The organism is Serratia sp. LSHTC3 (assembly GCF_057197125.1).
Window position 1 is genome coordinate 387,369 of sequence record NZ_JBXUNP010000004.1, and the last position, 12,676, is coordinate 400,044.

The 12,676-nt window shown below is 60.4% G+C and carries 10 protein-coding genes; 4 read left to right on the top strand and 6 right to left on the bottom strand.

Translation table 11 applies throughout. The features are described 5' to 3' along the window. Nucleotides 1-83: 83 nt before the first annotated feature. On the bottom strand, nt 84-1,022 hold the full coding sequence (gene mnmL / locus AC2CGI_RS17450; protein WP_076741015.1) for a tRNA modification radical SAM protein MnmL/YtqA: 939 nt from the start codon (nt 1,020-1,022) through the stop codon (nt 84-86). A gap of 691 nt (nt 1,023-1,713) precedes the next feature. Here mnmL and gltB point away from each other — a divergent pair. The 3 genes from gltB to AC2CGI_RS17465 all read left to right on the top strand — a co-directional run bounded on the left by gltB (nt 1,714) and on the right by AC2CGI_RS17465 (nt 8,252). Beyond that, nucleotides 1,714-6,174 carry a glutamate synthase large subunit gene (gltB, locus tag AC2CGI_RS17455; RefSeq protein WP_015379169.1) on the top strand — a complete coding sequence of 1,487 codons (4,461 nt, stop codon included), beginning with the start codon at nt 1,714-1,716 and terminating at the stop codon, nt 6,172-6,174. A 14-nt stretch (nt 6,175-6,188) separates the two neighbouring features. Then, the gene (locus AC2CGI_RS17460) at nt 6,189-7,607 is read left to right on the top strand and encodes a glutamate synthase small subunit (RefSeq protein WP_015379170.1); all 1,419 of its coding nucleotides are present in this window, start codon (nt 6,189-6,191) and stop codon (nt 7,605-7,607) included. 165 nt (nt 7,608-7,772) lie between these two features. Next, on the top strand, nt 7,773-8,252 hold the full coding sequence (locus tag AC2CGI_RS17465) for a hypothetical protein (protein ID WP_015379171.1): 480 nt from the start codon (nt 7,773-7,775) through the stop codon (nt 8,250-8,252). A gap of 65 nt (nt 8,253-8,317) precedes the next feature. Here the strand turns inward: AC2CGI_RS17465 and sspB are convergent, their stop codons facing one another. From sspB to zapE, 5 genes are all read right to left on the bottom strand, one after another. Then, on the bottom strand, nt 8,318-8,818 hold the full coding sequence (sspB, locus tag AC2CGI_RS17470; RefSeq protein ID WP_004937084.1) for a ClpXP protease specificity-enhancing factor: 501 nt from the start codon (nt 8,816-8,818) through the stop codon (nt 8,318-8,320). A 5-nt stretch (nt 8,819-8,823) separates the two neighbouring features. Next, nucleotides 8,824-9,465, bottom strand: coding sequence for a stringent starvation protein SspA (sspA, locus tag AC2CGI_RS17475; protein WP_004937082.1), 642 nt, complete (start codon nt 9,463-9,465; stop codon nt 8,824-8,826). A gap of 325 nt (nt 9,466-9,790) precedes the next feature. Beyond that, a complete protein-coding gene (gene rpsI / locus AC2CGI_RS17480) occupies nt 9,791-10,183 on the bottom strand; it encodes a 30S ribosomal protein S9 (RefSeq protein ID WP_004937080.1) in 393 nt (130 codons plus the stop codon). Between the two features lie 15 nt (nt 10,184-10,198). Further along, complete coding sequence (rplM, locus tag AC2CGI_RS17485; protein WP_004937079.1) at nt 10,199-10,627, bottom strand: 50S ribosomal protein L13; 429 nt, start codon at nt 10,625-10,627, stop codon at nt 10,199-10,201. Nucleotides 10,628-10,891: 264 nt separating this feature from the next. Next, a complete protein-coding gene (gene zapE / locus AC2CGI_RS17490; protein ID WP_004937077.1) occupies nt 10,892-12,019 on the bottom strand; it encodes a cell division protein ZapE in 1,128 nt (375 codons plus the stop codon). A gap of 231 nt (nt 12,020-12,250) precedes the next feature. On the opposite strand from zapE, the gene zapG reads away from it, so the two are divergent. Then, the gene (zapG, locus tag AC2CGI_RS17495; RefSeq protein ID WP_004937074.1) at nt 12,251-12,652 is read left to right on the top strand and encodes a Z-ring associated protein ZapG; all 402 of its coding nucleotides are present in this window, start codon (nt 12,251-12,253) and stop codon (nt 12,650-12,652) included. Nucleotides 12,653-12,676: the final 24 nt, after the last annotated feature.

Consider the following 12,676-nt stretch of genomic DNA (forward strand, 5'->3'; position numbering starts at 1 on the left):
CATCAGACACAATCTTTTGAATCATACCGTAAAACAGCGGTGAGATAAGGCGGCAAACGCCGAAGTGTGGCAAAGATTGCACTTCAGAGCGGCATGCCAGGGCGGTAGCGCCACTTTTCATCCAGCGCGCTGCCCTGCCCGCCGTGCCGTTGCAGATAAGCGCCGACCGCCTGCATGCCGCTCCAGCGGTTTTCGCACCACAGCGGCGCCAGCAGCGTCGGCCGGCGGGCGCTGGCGGAAAGGCGGTGGTACACCACGTCCCCCGGCGTATGGCGGATCATCTCCCCGGCGCTGGCGGCGTAATCCTCCAGCGCCAGTTCGGGCAACCGCCCGGCCTGCCACGCCCGCGCCAGGGTGCTGCCGGTGACGACGTGCAGCGGGTGCAGCTTGATACCGTCGACGCCGGTCTGCGTCACCCGCTGCAGCGTGAGCAGATGATCGCGCTGGGTTTCTCCCGGCAGCCCGACGATCAGATGGCAGCACACCTTCAGCCCGCGCTGCCGGGCCAGCCGCGCAGTCTGCTGATAACAGCGAAAATCATGGCCGCGGTTGATGCGCTTCAGTGTTTTATCGTGCGCCGTCTGCAGCCCCAGCTCCAGCCACACCTCATAGCCTTGCTCGCGGTATCCCGTCAGCAGATCCAGCGCGGCGGCCGGCACGCAGTCCGGCCGGGTGCCGACGCACAGGCCGACCATGGCGCTCTGCGCCAACGCCTGCCGATACATCGCCTCCAGCCGTTCAACCTCCGCATAGGTGCTGGTATAGGCCTGGAAATAGGCCAGATAGCGCCGCGCCCGATCGACCCGCGCGGCCTGCTGCGCCAGCTGTTCGGCGATGCTCTGCCGCTGCATCGCCTCATCGGCGAACGAGGCGACGTTGCAGAACGTACAGCCGCCGCGCCCCAACGTGCCGTCGCGGTTAGGGCAGCCGAATCCGCCGTGCAGCGTGAGTTTATGGATCTTTTCGCCATAGCGGCGCTGGAGATCCGCGCCAAACATATTGACTAATTGCGGCAACTGCATAATCTTGGTGGTTCTCTGTGTTCAAAGCCGCGATGCTAATAAGAAACGGCTTTTCCCGCGATGACAGAGATCAACGCTTTCCCCGCAAGGCGCCACCAGGCATAACTATTCATCATAAATGCAAATCAATTCACTATAATTCTGATGAATTATTCTAATCGTCACGCAACCGTTAACGGCAATATGACAACACGGTGAAAAATAGTCATAAACATCAGCAAAGCAATATTTTATAGAATAAAACTCTGGCATTACCCCTCGCACTAGCATGGTGCAGAGATTAAGGGGTTGCACTATAGTGAGACAGCTCACACTTCTGAGTGGATCGGCGTTGCCCCATGATAGTGCAAAAATGCATTAAAACACTTATTTTTCAAATAAATAAACATCATCAATTCGATAAGAATCTATCTTAAGCCCACATTTGACCTGCGAATTCTTTCTCGCTAAGTTGGAAGTCCGCTGGAAGCTTTCTGGACGGGCAAACGTCTCGTCATATTTATGCAGTAATTGAAGACTCCCTCTTAAAACAAGTCCTATACCACTTGTGAGACCGTCACGAGAGGCCATTGATGGAGGGCGGAAAAGCAGATTGGCGGGGTTAACTTGCTGATTGGACTTCTGCCTGAAATTGGGAAGCCCCCTCGCAGTAGGTTGTGAGAGTCACGCAGAGCCTGGGGAGGTTCACGATATGTTGTACGATAAATCCCAAGAGAGGGACAACTGTGGTTTCGGCCTGATCGCCCACATAGAAGGCGAACCTAGCCACAAGGTGGTGCGCACCGCCATTCACGCGCTGGCCCGCATGCAGCACCGCGGCGCGATCCTCGCCGACGGCAAGACCGGCGACGGCTGCGGCCTGTTGCTGCAAAAACCCGATCGCTTTTTCCGCATGGTAGCGGAAGAGCGCGGCTGGCGTTTGGCCAAAAACTACGCCGTCGGCATGATGTTCCTCAGCCAGAATGAAGAGGAAGCGCGCCTCAGCCGCCGCATCGTGGAAGAAGAGCTGCAAAACGAAACGCTGTCGATCGTCGGCTGGCGCGAAGTGCCGACCAACCCGGACGTGCTGGGTGAAATCGCCCTCTCCTCCCTGCCGCGCATCGAGCAAATCTTCGTTAACGCCCCGGCCGGCTGGCGCCCGCGCGATATGGAACGCCGCCTGTTCGTGGCGCGCCGCCGCATCGAGAAACGGGTGCAGGATGACAGTTTCTACGTCTGCAGCTTCTCCAACCTGGTGACGATCTATAAAGGCCTGTGCATGCCTGCGGATCTGCCGCGCTTCTATCTCGATCTGGCGGACCTGCGCCTGGAATCGGCCATTTGCCTGTTCCACCAGCGCTTTTCCACCAACACCGTGCCGCGCTGGCCGCTGGCTCAGCCGTTCCGCTACCTGGCGCACAACGGCGAAATCAACACCATCACCGGCAACCGCCAGTGGGCGCGCGCCCGTACCTATAAATTCCAAACGCCGCTGATCCCGGATCTGCAGGCCGCCGCGCCGTTCGTCAACGAAACCGGCTCCGACTCCAGCTCGCTGGACAACATGCTGGAGCTGCTGCTGGCGGGCGGGATGGATCTCATCCGCGCCATGCGCTTGCTGGTGCCGCCGGCCTGGCAGAACAACCCGGACATGGACGGCGATCTGCGCGCCTTCTTCGACTTCAACTCGATGCACATGGAGCCGTGGGACGGCCCGGCCGGTATCGTGATGTCCGACGGCCGCTACGCCGCCTGTAACCTCGATCGCAACGGCCTGCGGCCGGCGCGCTATGTGATCACCAAAGACAAGCTGATCACCTGCGCCTCCGAAGTCGGCATCTGGGATTACCAGCCGGATGAAGTGGTGGAAAAAGGCCGCGTCGGCCCCGGCGAGCTGATGGTGATCGACACCCGCAGCGGCCGCATCCTGCACTCGGCGGAAACCGACAACGATCTGAAAAGCCGCCATCCGTATAAAGAGTGGATGGAGAAAAACGTCAAACGCCTGGTGCCGTTCGAAGATCTGCCGGACGATCAGGTCGGCAGCCGCGAGCTCGACGACGCGCAGCTCGAAACCTACCAGAAACAGTTCGGCTACAGCAGTGAAGAGCTGGATCAGGTGATCCGCGTGCTGGGCGAAATTGGCCAGGAAGCCACCGGCTCGATGGGCGACGATACCCCGTTCGCCGTGCTTTCAAGCCGGCCGCGCATCGTTTACGACTACTTCCGCCAGCAGTTCGCGCAGGTCACCAACCCGCCGATCGATCCGCTGCGCGAAGCGCACGTCATGTCGCTGGCCACCAGCATCGGCCGTGAAATGAACGTGTTCTGCGAAGCCGAAGGCCAGGCGCACCGCCTGAGCTTCAAATCACCGATCCTGCTGTACTCCGATTTCAAACAGCTCACCACGCTGGAAGGCGAATACTATCGCGCCGAGACGCTCGATCTGACCTTCGACCCGCAACAGCAGGATCTGGAGCAGACCATTCGCGCCCTGTGCGACGAAGCGGAACGCAAGGTGCGCGAAGGCGCAGTGCTGTTGGTGCTGTCCGACCGCGCCATCGCGCCCGGCCGCCTGCCGGTACCGGCCCCAATGGCCGTTGGCGCCGTGCAAACCCGGCTGGTGGAGAAAAGCCTGCGCTGCGACGCCAACCTGATCGTTGAAACCGCCAGCGCCCGCGATCCGCACCACTTCGCCGTGCTGCTCGGCTTCGGCGCGACCGCCATCTACCCGTATCTGGCCTATGAAACCCTGGCCAAGCTGGTGGACAGCCAGGCGATCGACAAGAAATACCGCGACGTGATGCTGAACTACCGCAACGGCATCAACAAAGGCCTGTACAAGATCATGTCCAAAATGGGCATCTCGACCATCGCCTCTTACCGCTGTTCCAAGCTGTTCGAAGCGGTCGGCCTGCACCGCGATCTGGCGGATCTGTGCTTCCAGGGCGTGGTCAGCCGCATCGGCGGCGCCAGCTTCAGCGACTTCCAGCAGGATCTGCAGAACCTCTCCAAGCGCGCCTGGCTGAAACGCAAACCGCTGGAGCAAGGCGGCCTGCTGAAGTTCGTGCACGGCGGCGAATACCATGCTTACAACCCGGACGTGGTGAACTCGCTGCAAAAAGCGGTGCACAGCGGCGAGTACAGCGACTACCAGGCCTACGCCAAGCTGGTGAACGAGCGGCCGGTCGCCATGCTGCGCGATCTGCTGGCCATCACGCCGAAAGGCGAACCGATCCCGGTCGATCAGGTTGAACCGGCGGAGTCGCTGTTCAAACGCTTCGACACCGCGGCGATGTCGATCGGCGCGTTGAGCCCGGAAGCGCACGAGTCGCTGGCGATCGCCATGAACGGCCTCGGCGGCTTCTCCAACTCCGGCGAAGGCGGCGAAGATCCGGCGCGCTACCGCACCAACAAGGTGTCGCGTATCAAACAGGTGGCCTCCGGCCGCTTCGGCGTCACGCCGGCCTACCTGGTGAACGCCGACGTGATCCAGATTAAGGTGGCGCAAGGCGCCAAACCGGGCGAAGGCGGCCAGCTGCCGGGCGACAAAGTCACCCCGTACATTGCCAGACTGCGTTACTCGGTGCCGGGCGTGACGTTGATCTCCCCGCCGCCGCACCACGACATCTACTCGATCGAAGATCTGGCGCAGCTGATCTTCGATCTGAAGCAGGTCAACCCGAAGGCGGTGATCTCGGTGAAACTGGTGTCCGAGCCGGGCGTTGGCACCATCGCCACCGGCGTGGCGAAAGCCTATGCCGATCTGATCACCATCGCCGGTTACGACGGCGGCACCGGCGCCAGCCCGCTGTCCTCGGTGAAATATGCCGGCTGCCCATGGGAACTGGGCCTGGTGGAAACCCAGCAGGCGCTGGTGGCCAACGGCCTGCGCCACAAGATCCGCCTGCAGGTGGACGGCGGCCTGAAAACCGGCGTGGACATCGTCAAAGCGGCGATCCTGGGCGCGGAAAGCTTCGGCTTCGGCACCGGGCCGATGGTGGCGCTGGGCTGCAAATACCTGCGCATCTGCCACCTCAACAACTGCGCGACCGGCGTTGCGACTCAGGACGACAAGCTGCGCCGCGATCACTACCACGGCCTGCCGGAACGCGTGACGAATTACTTCCAGTTTATCGCGCGTGAGACCCGCGAGATCATGGCCCAGTTGGGCGTGAGCCAGCTGGTGGATCTGATCGGCCGCACCGAGTTCCTGACCGAGCTGGACGGCATTTCCGCCAAGCAGAACAAGCTGGATCTGTCGCCGTTGCTGACAACCGCCACGCCGCATCCGGGCAAAGCGGTGTACTGTACCGAAAGCAGCAACCCGGCGTTCGACAAGGGTCTGCTGAACAAAGAGTTGCTGGCGCAGGCGCAGCCGTACATCGAAGCGAAGCAAGGTAAAACCTTCTACTTCGACATTCGCAACACCGACCGCTCCGTGGGCGCCATGCTGTCCGGCGCGATCGCCAACGTACACGGCGATCAGGGGATGGCAGGCGATCCGATCAAGGCGCACTTCTCCGGCACCGCCGGGCAGAGCTTCGGCGTCTGGAACGCCGGCGGCGTCGAGCTGACCCTGACCGGCGACGCCAACGACTATGTCGGCAAAGGCATGGCCGGCGGCAGCATCGCGGTGCGCCCGCCGATCGGTTCCGCCTTCCGCAGCCATGAAGCCAGCATCGTCGGCAACACCTGCCTGTACGGCGCCACCGGTGGCAAGCTGTTCGCCGCCGGCCGCGCGGGCGAACGTTTCGCGGTGCGCAACTCCGGCGCCATCACCGTGGTGGAAGGCATCGGCGACAACGGCTGCGAATACATGACCGGCGGCATCGTCTGCGTGCTGGGTAAAACCGGCATCAACTTCGGCGCCGGCATGACCGGCGGCTTCGCCTACGTGCTGGACGAAGACGGCGAGTTCCGCAAGCGCGTGAACCCGGAGCTGGTGGAAGTGCTGGATGTCGATCAGCTGGCGATCCATGAGGAGCACCTGCGCGGCCTGATCACCGAACACGTGCAGGCGACCGGCTCTTCCCGCGCGGAAGAGATCCTGGCCAACTGGCCGGAGTGGGCGCCGAAGTTCGCCCTGGTCAAACCGAAGTCCAGCGATGTCAAAGCGCTGTTGGGTCACCGTAGCCGTTCCGCAGCCGAGCTGCGGGTGCAGGCGCAGTAAGAGGTAGGTCATTAATGAGCCAGAACGTTTATCAATTTATCGACCTGCAGCGTGTTGATCCGCCAAAGAAACCGCTGAAGATCCGCAAAATCGAGTTCGTCGAGATCTATGAACCGTTTTCGGAAACCCAGGCCAAGGCCCAGGCGGACCGCTGTCTGTCCTGCGGCAACCCGTACTGCGAGTGGAAGTGCCCGGTGCACAACTACATCCCGAACTGGCTGAAACTGGCCAATGAAGGCCGCATCATGGAAGCGGCGGACCTGGCGCATCAGACCAACAGCCTGCCGGAAGTGTGCGGCCGCGTATGCCCGCAGGATCGCCTGTGCGAAGGCTCCTGCACCCTGAACGACGAGTTCGGTGCGGTCACCATCGGCAATATCGAGCGCTACATCAGCGATAAGGCCATCGAAATGGGCTGGAAGCCGGACATGTCGCACGTGCAGCCGACCGGCAAGCGCGTGGCGATCGTCGGTGCCGGCCCCGCCGGGCTGGCCTGCGCCGACGTGCTGACCCGCAACGGTGTTAAGGCGGTCGTATACGATCGTCATCCTGAGATCGGCGGCCTGCTGACCTTCGGCATCCCGGCTTTCAAGCTGGAAAAGGAAGTGATGGTCAAACGCCGCGGCATCTTCAGCGAGATGGGCATCGAGTTCCAGTTGAACACCGAAGTGGGTAAAGACGTCAGCATGGAGACCTTGCTGAGCGAGTACGATGCGGTGTTCCTCGGCGTCGGCACCTATCAGTCGATGCGCGGCGGCCTGGAGAATGAGGAGGCGCAGGGCGTGTACGACGCGCTGCCGTTCCTGATCGCCAACACCAAGCAACTGATGGGGTATGAAACCGAGCAGCACGAGCCTTACGTCAGCATGGAAGGCAAACGGGTGGTGGTGCTGGGCGGCGGCGATACCGCCATGGACTGCGTGCGTACCTCGGTGCGTCAGGGCGCAACGCAGGTCATCTGCGCCTACCGCCGCGACGAAGCCAACATGCCGGGCTCCAAGCGCGAAGTGAAGAACGCCCGGGAAGAAGGGGTGGACTTCCAGTTCAACCTGCAGCCGCTGAGCATCGAACTGAACAGCGCCGGCCGCGTGGCCGGAGTGAAAATGGTGCGCACTCAGCTGGGCGCGCCCGATGCCAACGGCCGTCAGACGGCAGAGCAGGTGCCAGGTTCCGAACACGTGATCGACGCGGACGCGGTGGTGATGGCGTTCGGCTTCCGCCCGCACCGCATGGACTGGCTGGCGGCGCACGACGTGCAGCTGGATAAACAGGGCCGCATCCTGGCGCCGGAAGGCAGCGACAACGCGTTCCAGACCAGCAACCCGAAAATCTTCGCCGGTGGTGACGCTGTGCGCGGATCTGACCTGGTAGTGACGGCGATCGCCGAAGGCCGCAAAGCGGCAGACGGCATCATGAACTACCTGGAAGTGTAAACCTTCCGTACCATCAGAGGCCCGGCATATTGCCGGGCCTCTGTTTTTAGTCTGCCACGCTTTGTAACAACCTCCCCGCTCCTCACCGCCTCAACGCGCTATAGTATTGAGTTAGCACCATTGCGGGGCGCGGCTGCGCCTGACACCGAGATAAGGATAGCGAACATGAAATGCTCCATTTCCCTGTTGGCCGGCGCGCTGCTGGCCGTCAATTTCAGCGCTTCAGCCATGGCGCTGGATTCGCAGGAGGTTGGTTACAATATCGAAGCGCGCGGCGCACGGCCGGTCGTGGCGCAGTTGGGCAAGGCCGGGCAGTTCGGCGCCGTGGAAAACAGCATCCGGCTGGGGGACGACAGCTGGATTGCCCTGGCGCCCAAGTTGGCCGGCGGCGGCAATGCCGGCTTTACCGCCGGCATCAAATCGGCCCTCTCCGCAGCCCTGATCTACAATCCGGCGGCGGTGTTGCAGGCGCTCAACAAAGGCAACGATCTGCCGCTCAATGACATTTGCACCGCACCGCCGGAAGTGCAAGGCGACACCGCCATCAGCAGTTTCCGTGAGCGCGCAACCCACGCCCTGTCTACCGTACGCGTAGGCGATCTCAGCGCGCCGCGCGACGCCTGCATTGCCGCGTTGAAAGGCTGACCCGCGTCTGCCGGGCAAAAAAAAAAGCACCCCCATGGGGTGCTTTTTCGTTTGTTCTCACGGGGTTATTTCACCACGCGCAGCGCCGGGCGGCCACCGCGCGGCGGCTGCGGCGGTTCGTCATCCGGGCCGTTGTCTTCCGCGGTATCCGGGCGATCGCCGTCGATCACTGACATCAGGGTTTCCGAAGGGATCGTCTCATTGTCCAGACCTTCGAACACGCCTTCGCTCTCGTCGTAGGCGGCTTCCGGTTCGAACATCGTGCCGGCGCCGTTTTCACGCGCATAGATCGCCAGCACGGCGGCCATCGGCACCGAAACCTGACGCGGCACGCCGCCGAAGCGCGCGTTGAACTGCACGTCTTCGTTACCCAACGCCAGGTTGCCTACCGCGCGCGGCGCGATATTCAGCACGATCTGGCCGTCACGCGCGAACTCCATCGGCACCTGCACGTCCGGGCGAGTCACGTCGACCACCAGGTGCGGCGTCAGTTGGTTATCCAGCAGCCAGTCGTAGAACGCCCGCAGCAGATACGGGCGACGCGGCGTCATCTGAGACATGTCCATCGCGCTTAGCCCCGGGTCTGCAGGCGCATTTCACGCTCGGCTTCGGTCAGGGAAGCCAGGAAGGCGTCGCGTTCGAAGACGCGGGTCATGTAGCCTTTCAGCTCTTTGGAACCGGCACCGCTCAATTCGATGCCCAACTGCGGCAGACGCCACAACAACGGCGCCAGGTAGCAATCCACCAGGCTGAACTCTTCGCTCATGAAATACGGCGCCTGACCGAAGATAGGCGCGATCGCCAGCAACTCTTCGCGCAGTTGGCGACGGGCGGATTCCGCTTCCTGGCCGCTGCTCTTCTCGATCTTGTCCATCAGCGAGTACCAGTTCTTCTCGATGCGCAGCATCATCAGACGGCTCTCACCACGGGCAACCGGGTAAACCGGCATCAGCGGCGGGTGCGGGAAGCGCTCATCCAGGTATTCCATGATGATGCGGGATTCATACAGGGTCAGTTCGCGATCGACCAGCGTAGGCACCGTCTGGTAAGGGTTGAGGTCAATCAGATCTTGCGGCAGGTTATCCATTTCGACCTGCTCGATCTCGACGCTGACACCTTTCTCCGCCAGTACGATACGTACTTGATGGCTAAAAATGTCGGTCGGGCCAGAGAACAGCGTCATTACCGAACGTTTGTTGGCAGCGACAGCCATGAAAACCTCCAAGTTATCTAGAAAATACTGCGAATAGCCAACTGACAGGCTGCTATCCTGAATAATCTTGCCGCAGGCCGGCAGCACGCAGCGCGACCCGAGCCCATAAAAAACCGGCCCAGGAGGTCAACTGCACGGCGAACAGGCGCAAAAGTGGATGATAGTTTACCAGATTCTGCTTGTTTTGTGGGGGCGGTGCGGCGAATTCATGTTGAATTGTCTGATATGCCACAGATTTTAGTCGGGGACGGCGGATTTCAGGCGTAAAAAAACCCGGTGAAGCACCGGGTTTTTTGCGTAAATCGCACTGCCGAAGCAGCGAAAATTAACGCTTGGAGAACTGCGGACGACGACGTGCTTTACGCAGACCGACTTTCTTACGTTCAACCTGACGAGCGTCACGGGTGACGAAGCCAGCTTTACGCAGTTCAGAACGCAGAGTCTCATCGTATTCCATCAGTGCACGGGTGATACCGTGACGGATAGCGCCAGCTTGACCGGAGATACCACCACCTTTAACGGTGATGTACAGGTCCAGTTTGCCAACCATGTCGACCAGTTCCAGCGGCTGACGAACTACCATGCGGGCAGTTTCGCGACCGAAGTACTGTTCCAGGCTGCGCTGGTTGATAACGATGTTACCGTTGCCCGGCTTGATGAAGACGCGAGCGGCGGAGCTTTTGCGGCGACCAGTGCCGTAGTATTGATTTTCAGCCATTGCCATTAATCCCGATTAAATGTCCAGAACTTGCGGTTGCTGTGCCGCGTGATTGTGCTCGGTGCCCGCGTAAACTTTCAGTTTACGGAACATAGCACGACCCAGCGGGCCCTTTGGCAGCATGCCTTTAACCGCGATTTCAATCACGCGCTCAGGACGGCGGGCAATCATCTCTTCAAAGGTCGCTTGCTTGATACCACCGATGTGGCCGGTGTGGTGGTAGTACACTTTGTCTGTACGCTTGTTGCCGGTTACAGCAACTTTGTCAGCGTTCAGAACGATGATGTAATCACCGGTATCCACGTGCGGGGTGTATTCCGCTTTATGCTTGCCGCGCAGGCGACGAGCCAGTTCAGTAGCGAGACGGCCTAAAGTTTTACCATCTGCATCAACAACGTACCAGTCGCGTTTTACGGTTTCTGGTTTAGCTGTAAAAGTTTTCATTAGAAAGCTTACCCAATAATTAGTTACACGTTGGTGAACACCCAAACGCTCGAAAACAGTTGAGGCTCACACGACCATACAAGTCCAGCAAACCTACCCCTTCGAATAGCCATTGCCGGCACTATAAAGTTTTTGGGAAAAAAAACTTTGTTGTAACGTGGGGTCGCAAGATTATAGAGAAGTCGCTCACAAAGATCGAACGGTTTTTGAATGGAAAATAAATTTATCGCCGGCGGCGGACAACCGGCGATAGGCCCGGCGGGCTCAGGGCAGATGCGGCAGCTTGAGGTACTCTTCGCTCTGCATTTCCTGCAGGCGCGACAGGCAGCGCTGGAATTCAAATTTCAGCTGCACCCCCTGATAGATCTCGAACATCGACGCTTCGGCGCCGATCACCAGCTTGATGTGACGCTCGTAAAATTCATCCACCAGCGCCAGGAAACGGCGCGCGGTATTCTCTTTCAGCGGCCCCATCACCTGCACATTATACAGGATCACGCTGTGATACAGCCGCGACAGCGCAATGTAGTCCAGCTGGCTGCGCGCCTCTTCGCACAGCGTGTGGAAATCCACCGCCAGCACGCCGTCCACCGAACGGATCGCCTGCAGCGGCCGATGGTTGATCTGCAGCACCGGCGCGTCCTCCCCCGCCTTGCCCGCCAGCTTGACGAACATCCGATCCAGCGCCTCACGCGTCTGGTCGCTCAGCGGTGTCAGGTAGAGGTGCGCCTGGGTCAGGGTGCGCAGACGATAGTCGATGCCGGCGTCGACGTTCATCACGTCGCAGTACTCGTTGATCAGATCGATGGCCGGCAGGAAACGCGCCCGCTGCAGACCGTTGCGGTACAGATCGTCCGGCGGGATGTTCGAGGTGGCCACCAGCGTGATGCCGCGCGCGAATAGCGCCTGCAGCAGCGTGGCCAGCAGCATGGCGTCGGTGATGTCGGAGACGAAGAATTCGTCGAAGCACAATACGTCGGTCTCGGCCTTAAAGCCGTCGGCGACGATTTCCAGCGGGTTTTCCCGCCCCTGCAACTCGGTCAGCTCTTCATGCACCCGCAGCATGAAGCGGTGGAAGTGCAGACGCATTTTGCGATCGCCCGGCAAACTGTGGAAGAACATATCCATCAACCAGGTTTTGCCGCGCCCGACGCCGCCCCACATATACAGCCCCTGCACCGGGCGCTGCGGCGCCGTGTCGCCGCCTTTGCCCAGCAAGCGGCTGAGCTTGCCGCGCAGCCCGCCGGCAGGCGCGTTCGCCGCCGGCTTTTGCCGCAGAGCCTGATAAATGCGATCCAGTTGAGTGACGGCCCGGCGTTGAACCTCATCGGCCTGATATTCCCCCGCATCCAGCGCCTGCTGGTAGCGAGATAACGGTGATAGTGCCTGCATCTGTTCGATGTTCCCTAAGAACGCTTAGAAATTATTTAGCCAACGTTGGCGGCAAGTTGATGCCGATTCGCACCGTTATCGCCACAAATGCCCGCTGCGGGCGCCGCTGAAAACCCTGTAAAAATTAGGTGGAAGCGCATCAGGATTCCACTCGGACAAGGTTAACGGTTATAGTGGATATTATTAAGTGAAAAATCCCTGCGGAACAACGAAGTCAAAATAGGAGTCATCATGACCTGGGAGTATGCGCTGATTGGTTTGGTCGTCGGTATCGTGATTGGTGCGGTGGCGATGCGTTTTGGCAACCGTAAATTGCGTCAACAACAAGTCTTGCAGAATGAGCTGGACAAGAGCAAAACCGAGCTGGAAGAGTACCGTCAGGAGCTGGTCGGCCACTTCGCCCGCAGCGCCGAGCTGCTGGATAACATGGCGCGCGATTATCGCCAGCTGTATCAGCACATGGCGAAAAGCTCCAACAACCTGCTGCCGGATCTGCCGATGCAGGAGAACCCGTTCCGCTATCGCCTGACCGAAGCGGAAGCGGACAACGATCAGGCGCCGGTGGAAATGCCGCGCGACTATTCGGAAGGGGCCTCCGGCCTGCTGCGCGGTCAAAGCGCACGCCGCGACTGATATTCCTTCTTCGCCCGCGGGGCC